The sequence below is a fragment of the Lysinibacillus cavernae genome (assembly GCF_009724685.1).
Taxonomy (GTDB): Bacteria; Bacillota; Bacilli; order Bacillales_A; family Planococcaceae; genus Lysinibacillus; species Lysinibacillus cavernae.
Window position 1 is genome coordinate 1 of record NZ_WMEF01000010.1, and the last position, 24,697, is coordinate 24,697.

Annotated in this window: 25 protein-coding genes and 8 tRNA genes; 4 read left to right on the plus strand and 29 right to left on the minus strand. The window is 37.0% G+C overall.

Annotated elements, in window-relative coordinates; translation table 11 throughout:
- Positions 1-191: 191 nt before the first annotated feature.
- The 20 genes from GJU32_RS17340 to acpS all read right to left on the minus strand — a co-directional run bounded on the left by GJU32_RS17340 (position 192) and on the right by acpS (position 11,010).
- A tRNA-Gly gene (locus tag GJU32_RS17340) sits at positions 192-265 on the minus strand.
- A 14-nt stretch (positions 266-279) separates the two neighbouring features.
- Positions 280-356: transfer RNA gene (locus GJU32_RS17345), tRNA-Arg, on the minus strand.
- Positions 357-374: 18 nt separating this feature from the next.
- A tRNA-Leu gene (locus tag GJU32_RS17350) sits at positions 375-460 on the minus strand.
- A gap of 67 nt (positions 461-527) precedes the next feature.
- Positions 528-600 (minus strand) — tRNA-Lys (locus GJU32_RS17355).
- 15 nt (positions 601-615) lie between these two features.
- Positions 616-690, minus strand: a tRNA-Gln gene (locus GJU32_RS17360).
- Positions 691-695: 5 nt separating this feature from the next.
- Positions 696-771, minus strand: a tRNA-Asp gene (locus GJU32_RS17365).
- A 30-nt stretch (positions 772-801) separates the two neighbouring features.
- Positions 802-873 (minus strand) — tRNA-Glu (locus tag GJU32_RS17370).
- 1 nt (position 874) lies between these two features.
- Positions 875-951: transfer RNA gene (locus tag GJU32_RS17375), tRNA-Asn, on the minus strand.
- Positions 952-1,041: 90 nt separating this feature from the next.
- On the minus strand, positions 1,042-1,503 hold the full coding sequence (locus GJU32_RS17380) for a SprT family protein (RefSeq protein ID WP_155593189.1): 462 nt from the start codon (positions 1,501-1,503) through the stop codon (positions 1,042-1,044).
- A 67-nt stretch (positions 1,504-1,570) separates the two neighbouring features.
- Positions 1,571-3,742, minus strand: a complete 2,172-nt coding sequence (locus tag GJU32_RS17385) for a Tex family protein (RefSeq protein ID WP_155593190.1) — start codon at positions 3,740-3,742, stop codon at positions 1,571-1,573.
- Between the two features lie 123 nt (positions 3,743-3,865).
- A complete protein-coding gene (sigB, locus tag GJU32_RS17390) occupies positions 3,866-4,651 on the minus strand; it encodes an RNA polymerase sigma factor SigB (protein ID WP_155593191.1) in 786 nt (261 codons plus the stop codon).
- Positions 4,629-5,099 carry an anti-sigma B factor RsbW gene (gene rsbW / locus GJU32_RS17395; RefSeq protein ID WP_155593192.1) on the minus strand — a complete coding sequence of 157 codons (471 nt, stop codon included), beginning with the start codon at positions 5,097-5,099 and terminating at the stop codon, positions 4,629-4,631. Before rsbW ends, sigB begins: the two co-directional genes overlap by 23 nt.
- Positions 5,099-5,431, minus strand: coding sequence for an STAS domain-containing protein (locus tag GJU32_RS17400; protein ID WP_155593193.1), 333 nt, complete (start codon positions 5,429-5,431; stop codon positions 5,099-5,101). Before GJU32_RS17400 ends, rsbW begins: the two co-directional genes overlap by 1 nt.
- A 63-nt stretch (positions 5,432-5,494) precedes the next feature.
- Positions 5,495-6,445 carry a PP2C family protein-serine/threonine phosphatase gene (locus GJU32_RS17405; protein WP_230875087.1) on the minus strand — a complete coding sequence of 317 codons (951 nt, stop codon included), beginning with the start codon at positions 6,443-6,445 and terminating at the stop codon, positions 5,495-5,497.
- Between the two features lie 57 nt (positions 6,446-6,502).
- Positions 6,503-6,904: an anti-sigma regulatory factor gene (locus GJU32_RS17410; protein WP_155593195.1), complete on the minus strand. Its 402-nt coding sequence runs from the start codon at positions 6,902-6,904 to the stop codon at positions 6,503-6,505.
- A gap of 290 nt (positions 6,905-7,194) precedes the next feature.
- Positions 7,195-7,545 (minus strand): type II toxin-antitoxin system PemK/MazF family toxin, encoded by a 351-nt coding sequence (locus tag GJU32_RS17415; protein WP_004232054.1) that lies wholly within the window; start codon positions 7,543-7,545, stop codon positions 7,195-7,197.
- Positions 7,546-7,549: 4 nt separating this feature from the next.
- The gene (locus tag GJU32_RS17420) at positions 7,550-7,837 is read right to left on the minus strand and encodes a hypothetical protein (RefSeq protein WP_196426733.1); all 288 of its coding nucleotides are present in this window, start codon (positions 7,835-7,837) and stop codon (positions 7,550-7,552) included.
- Between the two features lie 313 nt (positions 7,838-8,150).
- On the minus strand, positions 8,151-9,272 hold the full coding sequence (alr, locus tag GJU32_RS17425) for an alanine racemase (protein ID WP_155593197.1): 1,122 nt from the start codon (positions 9,270-9,272) through the stop codon (positions 8,151-8,153).
- A gap of 201 nt (positions 9,273-9,473) precedes the next feature.
- On the minus strand, positions 9,474-10,532 hold the full coding sequence (locus GJU32_RS17430; protein WP_155593198.1) for a LolA family protein: 1,059 nt from the start codon (positions 10,530-10,532) through the stop codon (positions 9,474-9,476).
- 124 nt (positions 10,533-10,656) lie between these two features.
- Positions 10,657-11,010, minus strand: coding sequence for a holo-ACP synthase (gene acpS, locus GJU32_RS17435; RefSeq protein ID WP_155593199.1), 354 nt, complete (start codon positions 11,008-11,010; stop codon positions 10,657-10,659).
- A 64-nt stretch (positions 11,011-11,074) separates the two neighbouring features.
- Between acpS and GJU32_RS17440 the strand changes: the two genes are divergently transcribed.
- Positions 11,075-11,698 carry a rhomboid family intramembrane serine protease gene (locus tag GJU32_RS17440; RefSeq protein WP_155593200.1) on the plus strand — a complete coding sequence of 208 codons (624 nt, stop codon included), beginning with the start codon at positions 11,075-11,077 and terminating at the stop codon, positions 11,696-11,698.
- Positions 11,699-11,758: 60 nt separating this feature from the next.
- Here the strand turns inward: GJU32_RS17440 and GJU32_RS17445 are convergent, their stop codons facing one another.
- The 8 genes from GJU32_RS17445 to GJU32_RS17480 all read right to left on the minus strand — a co-directional run bounded on the left by GJU32_RS17445 (position 11,759) and on the right by GJU32_RS17480 (position 20,497).
- A complete protein-coding gene (locus tag GJU32_RS17445; protein WP_155593201.1) occupies positions 11,759-12,334 on the minus strand; it encodes a GNAT family N-acetyltransferase in 576 nt (191 codons plus the stop codon).
- A 110-nt stretch (positions 12,335-12,444) separates the two neighbouring features.
- Entirely contained in the window at positions 12,445-13,917 is a 1,473-nt protein-coding gene (locus tag GJU32_RS17450; RefSeq protein WP_155593202.1) for a PH domain-containing protein, read from the minus strand.
- On the minus strand, positions 13,910-14,389 hold the full coding sequence (locus GJU32_RS17455; protein WP_155593203.1) for a PH domain-containing protein: 480 nt from the start codon (positions 14,387-14,389) through the stop codon (positions 13,910-13,912). The genes GJU32_RS17450 and GJU32_RS17455 overlap by 8 nt, the downstream gene beginning before the upstream one ends.
- 135 nt (positions 14,390-14,524) lie before the next feature.
- Positions 14,525-16,051 (minus strand): degradosome RNA helicase CshA, encoded by a 1,527-nt coding sequence (cshA, locus tag GJU32_RS17460; RefSeq protein WP_155593204.1) that lies wholly within the window; start codon positions 16,049-16,051, stop codon positions 14,525-14,527.
- Positions 16,052-16,403: 352 nt separating this feature from the next.
- The gene (locus GJU32_RS17465) at positions 16,404-17,096 is read right to left on the minus strand and encodes an alpha/beta hydrolase (protein ID WP_155593205.1); all 693 of its coding nucleotides are present in this window, start codon (positions 17,094-17,096) and stop codon (positions 16,404-16,406) included.
- A 73-nt stretch (positions 17,097-17,169) separates the two neighbouring features.
- Entirely contained in the window at positions 17,170-18,540 is a 1,371-nt protein-coding gene (locus tag GJU32_RS17470) for a UDP-N-acetylmuramoyl-tripeptide--D-alanyl-D-alanine ligase (protein WP_155593206.1), read from the minus strand.
- 11 nt (positions 18,541-18,551) lie between these two features.
- Positions 18,552-19,631: a D-alanine--D-alanine ligase gene (locus GJU32_RS17475; RefSeq protein WP_155593207.1), complete on the minus strand. Its 1,080-nt coding sequence runs from the start codon at positions 19,629-19,631 to the stop codon at positions 18,552-18,554.
- Between the two features lie 113 nt (positions 19,632-19,744).
- On the minus strand, positions 19,745-20,497 hold the full coding sequence (locus GJU32_RS17480; protein WP_155593208.1) for a hypothetical protein: 753 nt from the start codon (positions 20,495-20,497) through the stop codon (positions 19,745-19,747).
- Positions 20,498-20,851: 354 nt separating this feature from the next.
- Here GJU32_RS17480 and GJU32_RS17485 point away from each other — a divergent pair, with 354 nt between their 5' ends.
- Positions 20,852-22,039 (plus strand): FtsW/RodA/SpoVE family cell cycle protein, encoded by a 1,188-nt coding sequence (locus GJU32_RS17485; protein ID WP_155593209.1) that lies wholly within the window; start codon positions 20,852-20,854, stop codon positions 22,037-22,039.
- 59 nt (positions 22,040-22,098) lie between these two features.
- Here the strand turns inward: GJU32_RS17485 and GJU32_RS23215 are convergent, their stop codons facing one another.
- The gene (locus GJU32_RS23215; protein WP_004232019.1) at positions 22,099-22,236 is read right to left on the minus strand and encodes an Lmo0850 family protein; all 138 of its coding nucleotides are present in this window, start codon (positions 22,234-22,236) and stop codon (positions 22,099-22,101) included.
- 320 nt (positions 22,237-22,556) lie between these two features.
- Here GJU32_RS23215 and GJU32_RS17490 point away from each other — a divergent pair, with 320 nt between their 5' ends.
- Both GJU32_RS17490 and GJU32_RS17495 read left to right on the plus strand, forming a co-directional pair.
- Positions 22,557-23,717, plus strand: coding sequence for an MFS transporter (locus tag GJU32_RS17490; protein ID WP_155593210.1), 1,161 nt, complete (start codon positions 22,557-22,559; stop codon positions 23,715-23,717).
- 73 nt (positions 23,718-23,790) lie between these two features.
- Entirely contained in the window at positions 23,791-24,582 is a 792-nt protein-coding gene (locus tag GJU32_RS17495; protein WP_196426734.1) for a YwqG family protein, read from the plus strand.
- The last annotated feature ends 115 nt before the right edge of the window (positions 24,583-24,697 follow it).

Sequence of the window (24,697 nt, forward strand, 5' to 3'; positions counted from 1 at the left end):
TTGATTAGCTCAAATTGTTTTGCTGGCATCAATTTTGATGTCCAAAATTTTGTTTCGTTCACTAGCGAAGCTAGTTACTAAAAACTTTATTGATTACGTTTTGCTTGTTCAGTTTTCAAGGTTCATAATGTTGTCCTTTCAGACAACTATTTCATAATATCATACAACCAAAAGGCTGTCAACACTTTTTTTGGAGCGGGTGATGAGAATCGAACTCACGACATCAGCTTGGAAGGCTGAGGTTTTACCATTAAACTACACCCGCGAATATATTTGAATTGGCGCGCCCGGCAGGAGTCGAACCCACAACCTTCTGATCCGTAGTCAGACGCTCTATCCAATTGAGCTACGGGCGCATATAAATTTTTTTGACTTGGTGCGGCCGAGAGGATTTGAACCTCCACGGGGTTGCCCCCACTAGGCCCTCAACCTAGCGCGTCTGCCATTCCGCCACGACCGCTTCAATCAGTAACTTTTTCATTATACTATGATAATCTAAAAAGTCAACCTTTTTTCTTAAAACAAGATGAGCCATGAAGGACTCGAACCTTCGACCCTCTGATTAAAAGTCAGATGCTCTACCAACTGAGCTAATGGCTCAAATTAAGAAATGAATGGCTGGGGTACTAGGATTCGAACCTAGGCATGACGGAATCAAAATCCGTTGCCTTACCGCTTGGCTATACCCCAATAAGTGGCGGTCCCGACCGGGATCGAACCGGCGATCTCCTGCGTGACAGGCAGGCATGTTAACCGCTACACCACGGGACCAATATTATTGAAAATTAAAATTTAAAGAAATGACCCCTACGGGATTCGAACCCGTGTTACCGCCGTGAAAGGGCGGTGTCTTAACCACTTGACCAAGGGGCCATGGCTCCGAAGGCAGGACTCGAACCTGCGACAACCTGATTAACAGTCAGGTGCTACTACCAACTGAGCTACTTCGGAATAACATGTGTTATATTGTCGTCGTTATCTTGTCGACTTTTACTATTATAGGGACAACTCAATAAAACGTCAACTATTTTTTTATTTTTTTTACTCCAATAACTTTAACTTCCCCAGACACTTACTACAGCAATACTTTTCAACATTCATCTTTATTTTTCGTTTATATAATTGTAGGCAATTGACACAAGTATAAGTATAACGGCGGTGGCGTCTTTTTGTTGTGACTTTAGGGGATTGTAAAATCGAGCAAAATCGAGGTGCATTTACTTTTCTTAATAATTCTCGAAAATCCTTATCTCGGTGTTGATACCCTTTACCTTCGATATGTAAATGATAATGGCATAACTCATGCAAAACTATACCTTCGATTTCTCTAAAGCCATATAACTCATAGGCTTTGGGATTAATCTCTATATTGTGAGATTGTAAAAGATAACGTCCGCCAGTTGAACGTAATCTACCATTAAAGTAGGCTTGATGCTGAAAAGGTTTTTGAAAGCTTTCTAAAGATAAGCGAAGAACAAGCTGTTGTAATTCCTCATTGTCCATACTAATCACCTCTAACAACAAGAATACCACACTGCGTAGTATAGACAGTGTGGTAAAAATTTATTACTTAATCTAATGTTTGATTTTTAGGTGGAAGCATCGTTAAAGAAATACGTCCTTTATTTACATCTATTTGTTCTACCCATACAGTTACAATATCGCCTAGCGCAACAACTTCTAATGGATGTTTAATACGTTTATTTTGTAATTTAGAAATATGCACAAGCCCGTCTTGTTTCACACCAACATCAACAAATGCTCCGAAATCTACTACATTTCTAACTGTTCCCTGGAGTTCCATACCTACTTTTAAATCTTCCATTTTTAATACATCGGTTTTAAGCAAAGGTTGTGGGAAGGCATCTCGTGGGTCACGACTTGGTTTCATTAAAGTATCCACAATATCTTGAATCGTCACAACACCTACGCTAAGTACATCACTTAAATTTTTAATATCTAAGGTTGCAATTGCTTCTTCTGCTTTCTGTGTTCCTAACTCTTTTTTATCAATTTGTGCCTCTGCTAATATTTGTTCAGCAAGATTGTAGCTCTCAGGGTGAATACCTGTAGCATCAAATAAATTTTTTGCTTCAGGAACACGTAAAAAACCAATAGCTTGTTCATAAGTTTTAGCACCCAGCCTTGGAATCTTCTTTAATTGCGCACGGGTTGTAAATTGACCATTTTCTTCTCGCATCTTCACGATATTCTCAGCAACCGTTTTTGATAAACCAGAAACGTATTGTAAGAGAGAAGAGGAAGCAGTATTTACATCCACCCCTACTTGGTTAACAGCTGTTTCTACTATAAAAGTTAGTGATTCATTCAATTTTTTCTGAGATACATCATGCTGATACTGACCTACCCCAACCGCTTTAGGTTCAATTTTCACTAACTCCGATAAAGGATCCTGTAAGCGGCGTGCAATGGAGACAGCACTGCGTTGCTCAACTTGTAAATCAGGGAATTCTGCACGTGCAACATCAGAAGCGGAGTATACAGATGCTCCTGCTTCGTTGACAATAACATAAGCTACGTCAGTAGTAAGCTCATTCAACACATCAGCAATAAACTGTTCTGTTTCACGGGATGCTGTTCCGTTACCGATTGCAATTATACTTATTGGATATTTGGCTAAAATTCCTTTTACAGCAGCTTTTGATTTTGCCACATCTGGTTTAGGAGGGTGTGGGTAAATAGCTGTAACCTCAAGCATTTTCCCAGTCTCATCCACAACGGCAAGCTTACAACCTGTACGGTAAGCCGGATCAACCCCCAGTACATATTTACCTTTCATAGGTGGCTGTAGTAATAGATTACGTAAATTTTCAGAGAAAATATGAATAGCCTGTGTCTCAGCTTTATCTGTTAGCTCGTTTCGTAATTCTCTTTCAATGGAAGGCTGAATTAAACGTTTGTACGAATCCTCGATCGCCAGTTTCACTTCTGCAATAGCAGGAGACGAGCCAGTTGCAGGTATCCATTCCTTCCACATAATCATTAATACTCGTTCCACGGGTACATGAATTGAAACTTTTAGAACTTCTTCTTTTTCCCCTCGGTTTACCGCTAAGATACGATGTGGAACAATGCGACTAACAGGCTCCTCATACTCGTAATACATTTCAAAAACATTTTTCTCATCGATTTCTGCATTTTTTACATGTGTGACAAGTACGCCATCTTTCCATGAATAGGCACGAATTTTTTCACGGATAGCGGCATCGTCAGCAAAACGTTCTGCTAAAATATCTCGTGCTCCCATTAGCGCTTCCTCGGTATTAGCAACTTGTACATTATCCACAAAACCAATTGCTAATTGCTCTAATGTGTCATTACTATATGCTAATAGAAGATCTGCAAGAGGTTCTAATCCTTTTTCTTTTGCAATCGTTGCCTTTGTACGTCGTTTTTGCTTATAGGGTCTATATAAATCTTCTACACGTTGTAAGACTGTTGCAGAAAGAATGGATTTTTCTAATTCTGGAGTAAGTTTTTCTTGCTCTTGAATTAATCGAATAACCTCTTCTTTACGTTGTTCAAGTTGCTGTATGTAGTGATAACGATCCTCTACAGCTTTAATTTGCACCTCATCGAGAGAGCCAGTAACTTCTTTTCGATAACGTGCAATAAATGGTACCGTATTTCCCTCTTCTAATAATTTAATAACAGCATCTGCTTGCCCTGGTTTGACTGCTACATCCTTTGCAATGAGCTGTAACATCTGTTTTTGTTCCACATCATCACTACCTTTTTCTTTTCATTTTACCATTACACTTTACTAAAAATGCAAAAAAATAGTCTACTCAGACGACTATGAGTAAACTATTTTCATTCATTTAATACATTTGAACTGTCAAGCTTAGAGCGAAACACCGCCACTTGCTAGAATAGCCTCTTGTAATTTCTTTATTGCTTTCCTTTGTATTCTAGATACATGCATTTGAGAAATTCCTAATCGTTCTCCAGCTTCTTTTTGACTAAGTTGCTCTAAATATGTAAGCTGAATAATTTGTTTTTCTCTCTCATTCAACACAACCATTGCATCTGAAACAATCATTCGTTTATTGGTCATTTCATAGCCATCGTCTTCTCTACCCAAAATATCAAATAACGTGACTGTACTACCATCTGAATCTGACTCTATCGAATGATCCATAGAAAGAGCCTGATAACTACGGCTCATCTCCATAGCTTCTAATACCTCTTCCTCTGCTACTTCTAATCGTTCAGCAATATCTTTAATGGATGGAGAACGCTGCAGTTCAATTGTCAGCGCCTCCACCGTTACTTTGATTCTCGGTCCAATTTCTTTTATCCGTCTAGGCACATGAACATCCCATGTTTTATCACGTAAAAAACGCTTAATTTCTCCAACTATTGTCGGCACGGCAAATGCTTCAAAACTTCGACCAACATTTGGATCAAAACGTCTGATTGCACCTAACAATCCTAGCATCCCTACTTGAACAATATCATCATAATAAGATTTACCATTCGAATATTTACGAGCTATTGACTCAACTAGATATCGATAATGAATCACTAAGTTGGTTTGTGCTTCATCATCCTCCGTTGACTGGTACAATTCAATCCACTTTAGTACATCTTCCTTTGATGAAGATTTATGTAGTGATTCTTTCGACATTTTTTTCCACCTGCTCCCTAGTGACATACTTTGTCATGAAGACAGTTACGCCACCATCGTTATTGATCATCACCTCATCCATCAAAGTTTCCATTAAATAAAGTCCCAAACCACCTTCTCTTAGCCCTGCAATACTTTCCTCAGGATGATACGGTCCAATCTTAGACTTGATTTCTTCAAAATTAAAGCTATTGCCATAATCCGCAATCATCATTTCCATCTTATTGTCATACAACGCACACCCAATGACAATTTCACCTTCTTCTTCGTCTTTATAAGCATGGTGCACAACATTTGTCACAGCCTCACTTGCTGCAATTTTTAAGTCTTCGATATCATCATAATTAAAGCCAATCCTACTAGCTAAGCCTGAGACAGTTAACCGAATAACACTGACATATTGCGGTTTAGCAGGAACTCTAATTTCAATATAGTCAAATTCCTTCATTATCTTAATTCCACCTTTTTATCAGTTTCGATATCCATCAAATCACTTAGCCCAGTAATTTCAAACAATCGTTGTAATCTATTCGATAAACCAACCAGCTTTACTTTGCCATTTTCACGTAATGCTCTTTTATAAAAAGCAACAAAAATCCCAAGACCTGTACTATCCATATAATTTACCTTTGATAAATCAAGTTCAATTTCTAATCCTTCTGTAATCTTTACAGCTTCTAATTCCTCTCGTAATCCAGATGCAGTAAATGTGTCAATTTCACCCTCAACAAAGCCAAATAATTTATGATTAATTTCTTTAAAATGTATTGTTACGTCCATATAGCACACCTCCACCATATTTGTTAGACTATTTTCTATACCCAGATCAATTGAAACGTAAACCTACTTTTTTAAAATAACTACAGTAAAATCATCAGATAGTTTAAAATTCTGCACTTTTTCTATTTCCTTATAAAGCAGTTGGCACAATTGTTGAGCTGTTAAATGTCTATTTGCTTTAATTAAAGCTGTGATAACTTCCCGGGAATTTAAGTCATTCTGTGCTCTAAATTCTGTCACCCCATCGGTCATCATAATAATCATATCATTTTCTTCTAAAACAATTTCATGGAACGAATAGCTTGTTTCAGGCAGTACACCAAGTAATAAGCCTTTAGCTTCTACAGGAAAGAATTGATCAACCTTTGCTCTATAATGTAAGGCTGGCTCATGACCTGCGGAAGCATAGGAAAAGATGTTCTGCTTTACATTTAGGCATCCATAAAACATAGATACAAACATACTATCATCCACACCTTTTTCAATTACCCTATTGATGACTTCTAAAACATAGGAAGGATCTTTATATGCATATGCCAATGTTTCAAGTCCATATTTCACCATCGACATACATAAAGCAGCAGGAACTCCCTTACCCACAACATCTGTCACAGCCACACTTAAATAGTCTTCTCCATCATGAAAAAAATGTACATAATCTCCATTCATTTTACGAATAGGAACAGAAATCTTTCCTATATCAATACTTTGTAGCTGCGGTACATATGTTTTCAATAAAGTTTTTTGAATGTTTGTCGCAATGTTCATTTCCATCTCATATTCAGCTTGTTTTTGAAGTAAGCTTTGATGTTCTCTATGCGCCATACCATAATGAACCATTACTTCAATAAGAAAATCATATGCCGGCTGAGCTTCACTCATTTGATCAGGAAATATTTGCTCAACAGCATTTTTATGAATACTAACAACATCCTCTGGGGATATACTTTTTTGTATTAACTGACGTGTGAAATTTTGAGCGATATATAAATTCTTTTCAGTTTGATTGACCATATAATCTGATAATATCTTGGTATACTGAGATTCTAATTGTTTCAATTTCTTCACGTCCTAACGCAAGCTTTTTTCCGCCCTTATTGTTGTACCCACCCCAATCACAGAATGAATATCTAAGCTGTCCATCAATCGCTTAACGCCTGGTAAACCAGCACCTAACCCTCCAGAAGTAGAATAACCATCCTCCATAACTTTGCGGACATCTTTAATACCCGGTCCTTGATCGGAAGCTACAACAACTATTTTCTTTTCAGTAATTGTCTCAACCCTTTCAATTTGAATCATGCCTATACTTGCATATAAATATATATTTCGCGCTAATTCACTAATCGCTGTGGTTATGCGAGCTTGATCAACAGTGTCAAATCCAAGTGCTTTTGCTTCATTGCGCCCCAGTTGTCTTGCTGCAACAATATCCCACTCTGTAATAATTTCAACCGAAGACTTACATGTCACTGCCGTCCCTCCATTTCCTCACGGAGATATACTCTTACACTTTAGTTCGACCTGCTTGACCTAATTTAAACTTATAGCCTCTATAAAGGAAATATTCTATGTAAATTTTCATATACCTTTTAAGAATTTTTTCAAAAATCTATTTTTTAAAAAATCTTTAGTATATCTTAAAGCTTTTTGTACCATTTATAAATAGTAAATTCAAATTATGGTAAAGAAGTATTTGAGGATATAGTACAAAAAAAGCATCGAGATATCATAATCTCGATGCTTCTATACACATATGTATATCAAAATTTAACTAGACCTAAACTAATCATCAGCGCACCATCGACTTTTTCCATCACAGCATGATCAAGTTGCGTAATACGATCTGTCAATCTTGACTTATCAATTGTACGCACCTGTTCTAGCAAAATAACCGAATCACGTTCAAAACCATACTTTTCAGCATTGATTTCAACGTGTGTCGGTAACTTTGCTTTTTGAATCTGTGCAGTGATAGCTGCGATGATGACAGTCGGACTAAATCGATTGCCAATATCATTTTGAATAATCAGCACCGGTCTAGTGCCTCCTTGTTCAGAACCTATTACCGGTGATAAGTCTGCAAAAAAAACGTCACCACGTTTTACATTCAAAGTGTCATCCCCCGCTAACGAGACGCTCCACCATATGCTGTGCTTCATATTCTGCATGCAAGCATTCACTCGCAATCATTAAATTAATATGAGACATTTCAACATATCCTTTAATCATAGCTTCCCGTATTTGATTTGGTTGCTCCTGCATTAAATTTTTGCGCGCCAAAACACGCACAAAAGATTCACCTTCAATTACTTCCTTTGTCTGTAGAAATAGTCTGTCTTGAACAGCAATTGTAGCTTCTCTTAACGTTTTCTCGTACACAGCAAGCACCTCCAACGGAACCATACACTTTTTCATTACTTCCCATTCTATCATTGAAAGATATTGTTGAAAAGACATGAAATGACAAAATATCTGACAATTTGAAGTACAGATTGTAAAAATATGTTGGTTGTCGAAGGTATATGCTGAATAATTATTATTGCAATGCGTTTCCATCTATGAGCCATTTATCGTTTGGGAAAGAAATAAGATCTCCAGAGCTAATTTATTATCCAAATTCAATTATTTATTTTGAAATGTTTGCTCATTACACTACATTGAAAGCTATTTAGAGAATGAATACTACATATAAGAAACTATTTCTAATGACGGTCAATTAAAAGTATATTCTAGGAACTCTTGCTGTTATAATGCATGGTACTTCGTAATTAATTGTTTCAAGCTTAGTTGCCCATTCATTAATGGAAATCATATTCTGTCCTTGTTGGCCAATGAGTGTTACCTTCTCACCTATAGCATATGCTTTTGGTAGCGCAACCATACATTGGTCCATACAAATTCGTCCAACAATCGGTATTCTTTGTCCATCAACTAATACCTCTTGTCCACCTAACTTACGAATAACACCATCCGCATAGCCTATTGGAATCGTTCCAATCCACATATCAGTTGGAGCAACATACGTAGCACCATAGCCAACTGAATCTCCTGATTTTATTTGTTTCACATGAACAAGTTCACTTTCAAGTGAGAACGCAGGCTGTAGTGGAAATGGTAAAATACTTTCCACGTATGGAGATGGTGATAATCCATACATTGAAATTCCATATCTAACAGCATCATATTGTAAGTGTGGGTCCTTTACTAAGGATGCTGCTGTATTAGATGCATGGACAAGTCTTGGTTTAAACGGCATTACTGATAAACAGTTTTCAAAAAACTGTACTTGCTGATTAAAATGTGTTGTATCTTCATCATCTGCTGTCGCAAAGTGAGTAAATAGTCCATCTAGTTCCACATGATCCGTAGACTGTATTGTTTGGTATATCTCTAATAATTCTCGCTCTGAGCGAATGCCTATTCTCCCCATCCCACTATCTACTTTAATATGTAACCGTAAAGGAAGTGTTTCATTCGCTAAAAGAGGCGCTGCTTGCTGAATCCAATCAACAGCAAACGCTGTAAGAATAATACGTTGTTGTGCTGCATAAGGAGCAAATGAAATTGGAGATGCACCTAATATTAGTATGTCTGGTTCTTCAAAATGTGCTCGAATATGTAATGCTTCATCGGGTGTTGCCACCGCAAGTATTGTGGCACCAGCCTCAAGAGCTGCCTGTGCAACAGCTACATCTCCATGACCGTACGCATTTGCCTTTACTACAGCAATAATTTGAACATTAGGTTGTAAAAACTCTTTTAAATTTTTAACGTTTTGATGGATAGCTTGTAAGTCTATCATAGCTTTGGTTGGTCGAAAATACTGCTGTGTCTTCATAAGAATACCCTCTTTATTTTTAATTAAAACATTATGTATTACATACATTTCATTTTTCTACTACTTGTACATTCAAACTTTCTATTTGTTTGAACCCTCACTTTAAAGGAATTAACTTAACATTTTCTAAACAGTTGGGAGCTATTTGTTATTGTCAATAAGCTACAGCTTTCCTATTCAAGAAAGCTGTAGCTAGAAAAGTTACTTCATACTACCTATCGTCATAGACGTCGCCACTTCAATCATTTCTTCTCGCGTTAATTTACTTGAAGCTACAAAGAATTCAACACCGTCTTTTTCCCAACTAACCGATGTATCTGTAATAGCTCCAATTGTAAAGCCTAAGTCAACTGGATCACCAGGTGATGCTACTGGTAACATCGTGTTTTCTTTGGTTACAGGTTGCTGCATGACTGTAAATGCCTTTTCCCCATCGAATGTTAAGATAACACGTTCCATTCCGCCTTCCTGCACAACTTTTTCATTAGCCAATTGTGCCCAGTTTACTACAGGATAGCTTGTTTGGAATTCTTGATATTCTACCTCTGCACCAACTGCTTCTTTGTCGTCTTTTTCTTCTTGCCCCTCTTTGTCAGCTGGTGTAGCTTGTTCACCTTTAGTGCTATCTTTATCTGTAAATTGCTCAACAGCATACTCTTTTGCAGCATGTTGCACACCTAATTTAATTTTCTTAAATGTAATTCGAATTTGTTCTTCTTTTACATCATTCATAATGACTACAGAGGTTGGCAATAAAGTTTTCTTATCTACTGTAATTACCTGATGTGGCATACTATTTTTATAGCTATTTCTAGTAGCCGCTTCAAATATATATGCTTTTTCTTCTTCTTTCATGACAAGATTTTTATCTTCCGCTAAATCTTCTGCTAGAGCTCCAATTAAATATGCCTGACTATTTTTCTTTGGCCAATCGCTTTGGAATTTATACATTTTGTTTAATGTCGGTGTTACAACAAAAACGCCATCAGCATTACGCACAATCATTTGCGAAACATCTTTACCACTTTCCATTACTTCTACACGATAGAAATCAGGTTTTGTATGCCATACTGTAACATCATAATTTCTTGGCTCCCCGCCAGATTTAATCTCCATCGTTGCATTTAACTCATAGCCATTTGTCTCTGCCCATTTACCATTCACTTTCTTTAACACTTTTTCCTGTGAGGCTGCACCACATGCCGACAGAAGTAATATCGTACAAAGTAAGACGAGCCATTTAACTATACGGTTGCCCACGCTTTCACCCTTTCTTCTTTCAAATCCACTACGACAATATATGAACCGTATTTGTCAGTTATGTCATTTGAAGAAAGGGCAATATATTTAAATTTACAAGCCAACCTTTTAGACAAGTTAAGCATTATTCTAATAATATTACTTGAGCAGCTGCATATTGCTTGGAATGAGTAATACTAACAAATCCATTGACAAGCTCTTCCTTAAAATATAATACAGGATTCCCAGCCTCTCCTCTTAGTATCTCCATATCATGAAGCTTACATTGTTCTCCAATGCCAGTTCCCATCGCTTTCGAAAATGCTTCTTTAGCAGCAAATCGCCCTGCCAAAAATTCTATTTTACGAGTTTCTGTATAGCCGGCAAATATTTTTTTCTCTCTTGTAGTTAAAATGCGGTCTTTAAATTTATCTGTACGTTTCATGGCTTTTGCAATACGGTCTATTTCTACAATATCGAGACCAATTCCTTTAATCATGTGACCTTCTCCTTTACCTATTTCCAAAAAGGCATGTATAATAATTGTAAATTGAGGTGGAGCCATGTTTAGTAGAACGGAAAATTTTAAGCAATATACAAAGTATTACCCTATTGTTTCAACGTTAATAGCAGTAAATCTAATTCTCTATGTATTGTCTCTTTTACCCGGCATAGGGACACTTTTGTGGAATTACGGAATCCAAGCAAATTTCCTGGTTCAAAGTGGTGAATGGTGGCGTGTCTTTTCTGCAATGTTTTTACATGCAGGATTTATGCATATGTTTTTTAATATGTTTTCATTATATCTCTTTGGACCAGAGCTAGAAAAAATCGCAGGCAAAGCACGCTTTATTACAATTTATTTAGTATCAGGTATTGTAGGCAACATGGCAACCTATATTTTCTATGATAGTAGTTATGCGAGTCTTGGCGCAAGTGGGGCTATTTTTGGAATTTTTGGTGCTTTTGGGGCATTAGTTTACTATACTCGTCGTACAATGCCAATGCTTCGTAAGCTCATTTTACCAATCATCGTCATCAGTGTCATCATGACTTTTCTTCAACCAAACGTGAATGTCTATGCACATTTAGGCGGTTTAGTAACAGGATTCATTCTTGGACTTATCTATTTACATCCAAAAAGAATTTTAAGCTGGCGTAAACAAAAGATGGCGGGTAAACCATAATATTTTAAAAAGGAGCAGCCTCACGACGAGCTGCTCTTTTTTTCGCTAAATTGACACTTACTATAAAACCACTGTAGCCTCATTTGCCATCTTAATTTTTTTCCATTCGGCTGCTGTTAATCCATAAACAACTTGGTCAACATGATGATCATAAAGCCACTCCGCATCCCTTAAACGTCCTTCTTCGTGAAAGCCCAATACTTTTGGAATTGTACGGCTACGAATATTCCCTACTGCTACACGTACTTCAATACGATTTAATTTCAAATAATTAAAGGCATAATCAATTAATGCTTTCACTGAATTTGTCACGAGACCCTTGCCCACGAACTCATTACCTAACCAGTAACCAATGCTTGTCCATTTATGTTGCCAGTTGATTTGATGATACCCAATCACACCTGCAAGCTTTCCATCATAGTAAATCCCTGTTTGGATGCCATTGTTATCAGCATACTGTTGCATAGCCTTTTTTACGAATTGCTCCGTATCTTCCACTGTTTTAACACTATCTACAAAAGGCAACCATTCACGTAATGTATCCCTTGAACGGTCAGTCAAAGCAAACAATTCATCTACATCACTCAAATCCAATAGCTTCAAATAAGCGCTTTCACTAATGTCATATTTAAACAAAGTCCCCACCCCTTTTGTTCTATTTATTTTATTATAAACAGCATTTCCATTTTTTTATAGTTAAAAAAGCTAACTCTCCCAAAAAATGAAAGAATTAGCTTATTAATTAATCAGTGTTCATACCAAGTTAGAATCGCTTCGGCATCTTGTTGATCTAGGCTCGATACACTTCCCGTTGTACCAGTTGCTCCAGACATTACTGTTGCTTTCATAGACATAACATTCTTTCTTTTTTGAAAGTACGATTGCGTGCTTCCAATAGATTGTATTCGTTTTTTCTCCATTATCAATGTAATACGGCTAAATACACGATACTGCATAGCCAGTTGCTTACCTTCAATTTGATAACCCGCTGTTTTATGTTGCCATACACCAAGTAATATCGTTAATGGAATTAATAGCAATGACAATAACCCGAATGGATAAAAGAAATAGCCACATGCACCAATAATAGGAACTAGCCAAATAAAATCAATTCGATAGAAGAACGGCCTTGCCCTTTTTGGGGACCGAATAAATGTAGGATTCCAATTCATCTCTGGGAAAAGCTGCTCCAATGTTTGCATACAATCCTGTTTCTTAATGAGTGGAAACAAGGTAATTTTTTTATCATTCCCATCTTCACCGTTTCCTCCAGCACTTTCTACGACCACCGTAGAAAAGCCTGTTAATTGACGCAATGGGTTTTCCACAATACGAATAGCCTGAATTCGATTCAATGGCAAAGTAATGCGCTTTTTCTCTAAAAGACCTTTTGTGATAATCAGTTTGTCTTCTTCAATACGGACTGTATAATCGTAGTAATTAATAAGTGTGATGACCACCGATACAACCCAAGCTACAATTAAAATTAACATCACCGTTAAGGCCACTAAAAAAGCCCCGATTTTCACAAAAACAGCTAACTCATGGAAAACCTCTTCATAAGGGATAATATCAGAAAACTGTGAAGCGATAGCAGCAATACCTGATAGCACGACACCAATCCCACCGGATGTCGTTGCTAACATAAGTAGATCACGCATGGACATATGATAAATCATTGGAGTAGGTACTGATTCTTCTATCACTTGTGATTGTTCATGGGCTTGTTGCTGAACTTCTTCACTTTTAGCACGGCGCATTTCTAATTCAATAACATCTGCAGCGGATTTGTGAATGGCTGTAAGTTCAACCTCAGGTTTGCCTCCCTTACTCCCTGCAGTTTCTACCTGCACTTTCACTAAACCAAAGATGCGGTGAAAAATACCCTCGTTGTAATTTAAGCTTTGAATACGTTCAAAAGGAATATAACGTTTCTTCTTAACAAATAATCCATACTTTACACGTAATTCTCCATCCTCAAACCAATACACAAATGTCCTCCATTTTATGATGCCTCCAATCAGTGCAAGAAGTGCTGCACCTCCCCAAACACCGAAAAGTAAAATGGTATCGAAAAAATGATCACTACGAAAATTCAAAGAAAAATTAAAACCGTTAGTTATGATAATAATGGCAATTGGCAATATCATACTTTTTAAAGCTTTTACACTCGTAATAACTGCTGATATTGGGTGTAAACGATTAATTTCCTTAGACATCATCTTCCGCCACCCTTGCTAAATCAGAGATACGTGCACGAAGTACATCTGCTTCGCCCATCACAAGTGCAGGAATCGTATGTACAGTTGCTGCTGTTGAGATAGAAATATTACCTAAGTCATATTTTTTTAATATTGGTCCCTGTGTCGTATCAACATGCTGAACACGTACCATTGGTATTAACGTACGTTTCACAACAAATAAACCATGCTGTACTTCGATTTCATGCTCACGAACCTCATAACGCCAACGTTCCCATCTTATTTTTGGGAATATAAAGACTGATAATACTGCACTTAGTACCACAGCTGCACCAGCTATGAAGTAAATAAAAGATGGCCATTCAAAATAATAAGTACCATAGCTTACTAGCCCCGCTACAATTAGTAGCACCAATGTTTGTATGACTCCATACAAACGCCAAACAGTTAACCCTTTACGAGAAATTTGATGAACCGGTTGAGCTCTCATTGTCGTTCCCCCCTTTTTCTTCAATAAATCTATACGGATTCACCCACCCTTTTGTTTCAACTATAGCCGAAAAAAAACCTTACAGCCACAATGACTGTAAGGTTTAAACATAAAGTTAAGCGTATTTGTTTAAAATTAATCTTCGTGGCGTCGAGGAGAACGAGAACGACCTTGGCCACCTTGTCCACCTTCACGGCGACCTCCATCACGGCGTCCACCATCTCGACGACTATTACGACGATCACCACTACGAGCATTGTCACGACGTCCACCAAAGCTACGGTTACTACGTCCACGATCACCACCACTGCCACGGTTACTACTAGAACGCTCACGACGCATTGGTAATGGGCGTTCCTCAGTGATTGTTACAGGTGTATCATCTGGCTCTCTCGTTAATGAGCGAAGAGCAGCTGCAACAACATCAATTGCCTCATGATTGTCAAGCACTTCTGCTGCTAGCGTACGGTAATCACCTAAATTGTTATTAGCAATAAGACCTTCAAGTGATTCCACAGCTAAACGTTGTTGACCTTCTAATGCTTCGTCCGTTGTTGGTGGACGAAGTGGTGTCATACGTTTTTTCGTTGTTTCTTCTACGATACGTAAGTAACCCATTTCACGTGGTGTTACAAACGTTACTGCAAGACCTGATTTACCTGCACGACCTGTACGACCGATACGGTGAACATAAGATTCAGGGTCTTGAGGAATATCGAAGTTATAAACGTGTGTTACACCAGAAATATCAAGTCCACGAGCAGCTACATCTGTCGCAACAAGGATATCGATTTTATTTTCTTTAAATTGACGTAATACAGAGATACGTTTTGCTTGGCTTAAATCCCCATGAATACCTTCAGCTAGGTAGCCACGAATAGATAGGGCCTGTGCAAGCTCATCTACGCGACGCTTAGTACGACCAAAAATAATAGCAAGCTCTGGTTGGTGAACGTTTAGTAAACGAGATAAAACATCGAATTTTTCACGTTCAGCAGACTTAACAAAATATTGATCAATATTATCAACTGTTAATTCTTTCGCTTTAATTTTCACAATTTCTGGATCACGCATAAATGTTTCTGCAATTTTACGGATTGCTGGTGGCATTGTTGCTGAGAACAGTAATGTTTGTCGCTCAGTAGGCACGTTTTCTAAGATAGAATTAATATCATCGATAAAGCCCATATTTAACATTTCATCTGCTTCATCCAATACCAATGTTTGAACATCTTCTAATTTTAACGTACGACGATTAATATGATCAATAATACGTCCTGGCGTACCAACAATAATTTGAGGTCTATTTTTCAGTGCACGAATTTGACGGCCAATTTCTTGACCACCGTAAACTGATAGTAATTTTACGCGTTTGTCATAGCCAATTTTATATAGCTCTTCTGAAACTTGAATTGCTAACTCACGAGTTGGAGCAATGACTAACGCTTGGATATTAGGGTTTTTTGGATCAATTTTTTCAATTAGTGGAATCCCGAAAGCGGCAGTTTTACCAGTACCTGTTTGCGCTTGACCTAATACGTCACGGCCTTCAATAGCAAAACGAATAGTACCTTCTTGGATTGGTGTTGCTTCTTCAAATCCCATACGCTTTACTGAGCGTAATGTAGATTCGCTAATATTTAATTCTGAAAAATTTGTCAAACTTCTCAATCTCCTTTTTTTCCTTTTAAGTTGACAAATGGTTACATTTTCAGATGAAGTTGTCGGCAAATTCGAGCCTGTGTAGTGGAACGTTTCCGATACTTAAAAATTTTCTCTACATGATGGTTCATATAGAGCTCTCTTATATGAAAAGGAAAGCCCGGTCTTTACCGAGCGGTTCGATTCTGTCGTAATTATTCACTTTAGAATAAAACCGTTGTGTTCAAAAAAAAGTACTCTTCAACCAAATATGAAGAGTCTTCGCACAAAATGTATCCATTGCTTACACTAGTCTAACATGGCTTTAAATCGTATGCAACGATAACGCATGAGTCGTAATAATCTGACTACTTTAAGCATCCTTTAAAAACATCAAAACCTGTGGAAACCATTGAGAGCAATCTTCATCAAAACATATATGATGCTTTCCATTATCAGAAAAATACAAAACTTTATTTTCTGAGGCCAATTCATCAAAGAGAAACTGTGCTGTGTGAAAAGGTACTATCCCATCTAATTTCCCCTGCACTATATATACAGGAATTTGAATATGTCGATAATATGGCTCCACCATTCTAACCAGCTTCATAAATTCAATCGTTGACGCTAGTGGCACATTGTTAAACTTGTGATGATATCGTAAAAAAAGTTCGTTATTAGTCAAATTACGGTGATATGCCTCAGTAGCTAGCATTTTGAAATCCTCTACTAGTTGCCTAGGGCTTACATATTTCGCAGCAGCACTAAGTAATACAAGCTTTTTTACTTTATAGCGTTTAGCTAAATATAACGCAATGATTCCCCCCATCGAAAAACCAACGACTATCACTTCGTCAACTTTTTTAGCTAATGATCGAAAGGCTAGCTCAGCATCCATCAACCAATGCTTCGCAGTAAAACCACTCATATGTAATTCTTCGCCATGCCCTGACAATGTCGGCTCTACAATTAGCCAATCTGTATGTGCCCGCAAGTATGTTGTAAATGGCTCAACTTCATAAGGACCACCTGAAAATCCATGAATACATAGTACACCTACTGACAACATCCTCACCTCATTTAACAAATATATCTCTACATAAGTAAATCGGTGAGCTTTATTCCCACCGATTCATTGCTTACTGTGACGTAAATGCTTTTAAGATTGTCTCTAATTTCATACCACGCGAACCTTTAAGTAATATAATAGCTGATTCGTTCGCTTGTTTTAGTTTTTCGATAATAGCCGTATAATCATCTTCTACATATAGTAAATGTTCTGCATTAAAACGCTCTTTTAAGATTTCATAAAGATACGCCATACGAGGACCGAACAAGCAGACAAAATCAATTTCATGTTCATTTATATGTTCTGCTAGCCCTTCGTGGAAACTTTGCTCATTTGGTCCAAGCTCCAGCATATCTCCTAACACAAGCCATTTTTCAGGACGAATAGTTGACGTAGCCATAAATTGAATGGCCGCTTTAACTGAGGTTGGGGCTGCATTATAAGCATCGTTAATAAACAGTGCACCATTTGTTCCCTGTACTTGTTGCATCCTCATATCTGTTAATACCACATGCTCTAAGGATGTACAAATTTGATCATTGTTTAAACCAAGCTTATGAGCAATTAACATCGCAACTAGTGTATTTTTCACTTGATGCTTTCCAAGAACTGAAATAAAGAAGTCACCCTCTATCATACCGTGCGTAGTGAAGTTACTACCATCCGCATTTGCATGAATATTTTCAGCATATAAAAGATTACCTGGCTCTAATCCGAATGCTACTGCATTTAAGTGTTGTTCCCTTGCGACTAACTCTTGTAGAAGTGGCTCATCCCCATCGAAGAATAATAGTCCATCTGATTGCATCCCTTTTACTATTTCAAACTTTGCTTTTGCAATACCAGCACGTGACCCTAAATCCTGCATATGGGCCTCACCTATATTTGTAATAACTGTCATATGAGGACGAGCAAGCTTAGTTAAAAATTCAATTTCACCAAAGCCACTCATGCCCATCTCAAGGACAGCCACATCAGTATCTTCATCGAGCTGTAAAACTGTTATAGGTAACCCTAACTGATTATTAAAGTTCCCAATTGTCTTTTGTACTTTAAAAAATGGGGCAAGTGTCCCCGCTAAAATATCCTTTGTTGATGTCTTCCCATTTGAACCTGTAATGCCAATAAATTTAGCCTTATGTTCGTTTCGATAGGCTCTTGCCATTTCCTGCAAAGCTAATTCTGGGTCATCCACAAACAATAACGGGTAACCTTCTGGCGGATTTGGTTCGTCTTTTTGCCAGAGAGAAGCTCCAGCACCTTTCTCAAAGGCTTGAACAACATATTGATGCCCATTTGTCTGCTCACCACGAAATGGTACAAATAGGTCCCCTTGTTGAATTGTTCTTGTATCAATGGAAATTCCTGATACAACGGTGTCACCAAAAGCTGACATATCCTCTTTTAACCATGTAGCCAATTGTTTTAATGTTTTTTTCACAATAATCCCACTCAGTCTTTTTTATAGTGAAGCTGTTGTTTTTCTTCATAACGTTCTATTGCTAATGAAATCAGACGATCAATAAGCTCTGGATAGCTCACATTGGTATGTTGCCATAATAGCGGATACATACTTACAGGCGTAAAACCTGGCATTGTATTCACTTCATTAATAAAAACACTATTATCTGCTGTTACGAAAAAGTCTGCACGAACTAAACCGCTACCATCTATCGCTTTAAATGCTCGCTTTGCCAGTTCCTTCAAACTTGAAACAGTTTCCCCAGGTAGCTCGGCTGGAATAATAAGTGCTGTAGAGCCGTCTTTATATTTAGAGTCATAATCATAAAATTCAGTGACTGGTTTAATTTCCCCTGGCACAGAAACTTCAGGGTAGTCATTGCCTAACACTGCTAGCTCAACTTCACGAGCAATAATACCTTGCTCTACTACAATTTTACGATCATACTGCAAGGCAACCTCAATCGCTTTTACTAATTCTTCACGGTTTGTTGCTTTGCTAATCCCAACACTTGATCCTAAGTTTGCAGGCTTCACAAACATTGGCCAACCCAAACTTTCTTCACAACGTTCAATGATCACCTGTTGTTCATTCTTCCACTCGCTACGGATAAAGTACGTATAGGGCACTTGTGGTAAGCCTGCAATTTCAAATAATTGCTTCATTACCACTTTATCCATACCAGCAGAAGATGCTAATACACCGTTTCCTACATACGGTAAATTTAGAACCTCAAGTAAACCTTGTACAGTTCCATCCTCACCATTTGTACCATGTAACAATGGAAAAATAACATCCAACTGCACAGCATTGCCATTTTCATCGATCAAAAAATCAGTAATATTATTTTCTAAAATTATGGTATTATCACCAAATTGTAATTCTTCTATTGTATTTACAGGTTTTTCTAAACGCTCACCACGTCGCCATTCCCCATTAGATGTAATGAAAATCGGATATACTTCATACTCCTCGAAATTCAAAGCTCCAGTGACTGCACGTGCTGTCGATAATGACACCTCATGCTCCGCTGACTTTCCGCCGTATAATAAACCGATTCTTTTTTTCATTTTTGTGCCCTCCACATACTTCTTGAGTACTATTAGTTTATCATGAAACGTCTTGACAAATGACATAAAAATCTCACCGTATTTTTGACGGTGAGATTTGAGTAAACATTTCGTTAAATAATATAAATCAATTCATCGTGCTCTGTTTTTAAAATGGTATTTAAGTCATCCCATACTTCATCCGGAAAAGAATATTCTGACAGGTTGCGAACTTCAATCCCATAAGCAACTTTTGGCTTCTCAATACGGTATAATGATAATAACGCACCATCTTTAGCAAAGGATCGATAAGAACGTAAAAAATCGGGTGATATAGCAGGAATACTCGATTTTACTTTTCTACGCCAAAAACCAGTGCTCCGTTCCTTTTCACGAATTAAACTATTAAAAACATTTGCAACCAATAAATCCGAATCACTTAAATGACGAAAATAAATTTTAGTCATTTTCTCTAAATCTGACGAATAATAGACGAATCTATTTTGTAATTTGTTAAAAAAAGCAGACGTAATCGGTTCTTTCTTATGACTTATGTAAAGCAATTCTCCTTGTTCCATCGGTGTTAAATGATCTAGCCTCTTTTCGTCCATAAAATCAACCCAACACAATTCCTTTGATTCTGTTGACTTTTTCACAAAACGAGGAACTTCATCTTCCAATACATATTCAAATTGTGTATGCATATTAAAAGAACCGTCTTCATAGGAATGTTTTAATAACAGTAAGTGATGCAGTGGTTCAAGTGCTGCCACAAATTGCGAGAATTTTAACCCGCTAAAAATGACAAATTTATCAACATCATTCATATGAACATAAATATGATACATAAAATCATCAGCTGACTTCAATTTTTTAGCCACAACCATCACCCCATTCTTCAATACATTATAAGACTAAACCTGATTTTTTTGAAACATTTTATGTTAATTGTCGTCACAACTATATACGCAGGCATAAAAGTGTTTTTTGCGTTATAATAGGAACGTTAAACATGCATTTGCATATAAACTTTAGATTACTCAATGAGTATAAGTATTTGCTTAAAATTCCATTGACAATGTTCAAAGCAAATTGCAAGCTTATCAGTAGATACGGACTATTTCCTACATCACTACTGGACTATTATTTATTCTCTTCTTTGAACAATTATAAACGAAATAGGAAGAATCGCATTACACATTTACTCATATTGAGATACTATTTTAATTTAGGTGGCTTTTATGGAAAATAAACGAAATTTCGCAAATCGTTTTGACTGGACCCTTGCTTTTATTCTTTTCACTTTTCTAGTCATTAGTTTGTTAGCTATTGCATCTGCACAAACATCAGGTCAATATGGCGTCAACTACGTGCCAAAACAAATGCAATGGTATGTTATTGGAGCAGTGATTATTGGCATAGTGATGTTTTTTGAGCCAGATCAATATAAAAAAATGTCATGGTATATGTATGGAGCAGGAATTGCCTTATTGGTACTGCTTATTTTTATGCCTGAAGGAGAAGGTCAAATCGGTGCACCCGTTAATGGTGCTAAAAGCTGGTATCATACACCGCTTGGCAATATTCAACCTTCTGAGTTTATGAAAACTTTTTACATTTTAGCACTGGCACGATTAATTAGTAAGCACCATGAGGTCTATTCATTAAGATCATTAAAAACGGATTTCTTACTATTAGGAAAAATTGGTATAACACTTATCGTACCATTGGCCATCATTTTGAAGCAGCCTGACCTTGGTTCAGCACTTGTATTCTTCGCGATTACTGCAGCTCTTATTATTGTAGCAGGCATCTCTTGGAAAATCATTCTACCAACATTTTTTGGTGGCGTAGTGGCAGGCGGCTCACTACTGTGGATGGCTCTTTATATGCAAGATTTTTTAGAGAAAACTTTCGGTTTTAAAACTTATCAGTTTGCTCGAATTTATTCTTGGCTAGATCCTTATTCCTATTCATCTAGCGATGGTTATCATTTAATAACATCGTTAAATGCGATTGGTTCAGGTGAAATTTTTGGTAAGGGTTTTCGAAATAGAGAGGTATATGTAGCAGAAAACCATACCGATTTCATTTTTACAGTAATCGGTGAAGAATGGGGCTTTATTGGCGCTAGTATTGTTATTTGTATTTTCTTCTTATTAATTTATCACTTAACAAAAACAACGCTTTTATTAAAAGATCCATTCTCGACATATGTTTGTGCTGGTATTATCGCCATGATCACATTCCACGTTTTCGAAAATATAGGAATGACCATTCAACTTTTACCTATCACTGGTATTCCGCTTCCGTTCATTAGTTATGGAGGAAGTTCATTAATGGGAAATGCCTTAGCCATCGGTCTTGTCTTTAGTATGCGATTCCACTATCGTACGTACATGTTTACAACACATGATGAAGATGAGTAAAACTATAGAAAAAGGGAAGTCTCGATGTGCGAGGCTTCCCTTTTTCTATTGTAAACGAGTTAAGCTTGAACTTGCGGAGTCTGCGTTGGTGGTGTGAGCACTTTTAAAAGTTCTAGTCGAGACTTTGTTACAGTGGCTGTTACACCCAACTTAGATAAATTCGAAACAATCTTTTTCAAATCTACTTCTTTTGTCATACATTCCACCTCAATCTTTCCTCGATTTTATATAACGTTTTATTTACAAAAAAGTTTCATTTTTCTACGAGTATGATGTCTGACAAATTTATCATACCATCTAACTTGCCTTTAAAATTTTTCATTTTTGTTACATTGTAAAATTTTTTCATCAACACTCTTTACCACCAAACATAATTAAACTAACCTAAATAGCATCATTTTATTCATCTCTATTTAATAACTCTCTAACCATGTTTCTCCTCCCGTTTTCTTGTAATAGCAAGAGCAAGAAGGTTAGAATATACATATTGAAATATTGTATGAAAGCAGGGAACTGTATGAAAAAGGCAATTTTACTATTGATGTCTGTTCAATTTCTCGTTTACCTAGGTTTTGGCATTATTATTCCTGTCTTACCAGAGGTGATTGTGCAGCAAAATTGGAATGATCTCCACGTTGGTGGTTTACTGACAGTATATTCTCTCGCAAGTTTTTTCACAGCACCATTTTGGGGCATGCTGTCAGATAAGGTAGGACGTAAACAACTTATCCTAACAGGTCTAGTTGGTTTTAGTCTTAGCTTTGTTGTTTTTTCATTATTTATCGATAACCTAGCTATTTTGTATGTCTCACGTATTATAGGTGGTTTATTTTCTGGCGCGTTATATACAGCAGTTACAGGATTTATCGCAGATATGTCCAGCGAAGAGGATCGTAATAAATATATGGGCTTTATGGGTATGTCCATTGGTCTTGGTTTTATTTTTGGTCCAGCAATTGGTGGGGTATTAGGTCATTATAGCCTGCAATTACCATTTATCGCATCTGCAGTATTGATTGCACTATTATTTATTTATGCAAGTTTCGTCTTAAAAGAACCTGAAAAACGAAAAGATTCAAACAAACGTGCTATTGTGCCAAAAGGCGCTGGAAAGATGCTACAATACCGTGTGCGTTACTTATTTATATTTTCATTTTTAGTAACCTTTATGCTGGCAGGTGTTGAAGCGACATTCCAACTATTTCAAATCGAAAAAATTCAAATTACACCATTACAAATTGGTTATTTATTCATGTTTAGTGGCTTTGTTGATGCAGCAATTCAAGGTGGTGTCGTTCGACGGATAAAAAACGGCAGCGAAACAACTTGGTTAATTGGCGCACAAATTGTCACTGCTATAGGTATGCTATTATTTACGCTGACAGCTAACCTATTTATCGCGGGGCTTGCCCTTTGTGTCTTTACAGCCGGTAATGCAATTGCTAGAACATGTGTTGTATCACTTTCCTCTAAGGAATCTGGAGGTCAATACGGAACTGCCGCTGGACTTTCTTATTCTATGGATAACCTAGGACGTATTCTTGGACCTTTATTTTTCACTTGGTTATTTACAGTACAAACAAGTCTCGGTTATTATACTTCAGCAGCTATAGCTATTCTTTCTATAAGTCTGATTTATATTTATAAGGCATCAAGCAAATCATTGCGTTTTGAATAATTTCTTGTTGAATCGAAACATGACGTACTTTATAGCTTTCAGAGGGCTAAAGAGGAAAATCGGAGGGCTTTGCATGAACAAAGCAACAAATTTTTTACTTCCTAAAGAGCTAGAGACTTTTCGCTTAGAAATCGAAGCAACGCTACTTTCAACGATTATAATTCAACCATATCGATGCTTAACTACGTTAATTGAAAGTAAATTTGCTGGGGAACCCTATCTCCCCTATTTTCAAACCTATCCAAAAGATATTACAGGGGAGCCGATGAAATTATTAGCTCAAATTAATTTCGCTGAAATTCCATCATTACAAGATTTCCCATCAACGGGACTACTACAGTTTTTTATTTCAGCAAATATTTTTGACATGACCGCCAATTATCACGAGGACATTTTCCAGCAATTTTACAAAGTAAGATTTTATCCCACTGTTAATGAAAGTGTAGCCAGTTCGCAACAAGAGCTCTTTTCTAAATCTGCTACACTGGACTGGTTCCCTATTCGTCAGGAATTAGCATTACAATTCCAATTGGCACAAGAGCCTATTTCTGTACTAGATTATCAGGCGCGAAGTTTTCTACCCTCCCTCCTGTCCTCACAGGATGATGATGTACAAGAAATCTATTTACAGCATTTTCTAGGAGCGGGAGCTAAAATAGGCGGCTATGCTTATTACTTAAATGCAGATATACGACAAGAATCCAAGCTACTTCAACGCTACAATGTGTTGTTATTACAAATTGATTCCAACGATGCGTTAGGGATTATGTGGGCAAATTGTGGTGTTGGGAAGTTTTTTATAAATCGAGAAAAACTTCTTCAAAAGGACTTTTCTGACGTTTTATTTCAATGGGAGAATTACTAACTAAACCATTTGGATTATCTCTAACAAGTACTAGGGATAGTCCTTTTACATGCTAACTAGCCATTTCGTATCTTCTTTCCTCTTTTGAAGTAAGCTATACTAAGTATGTTATTAA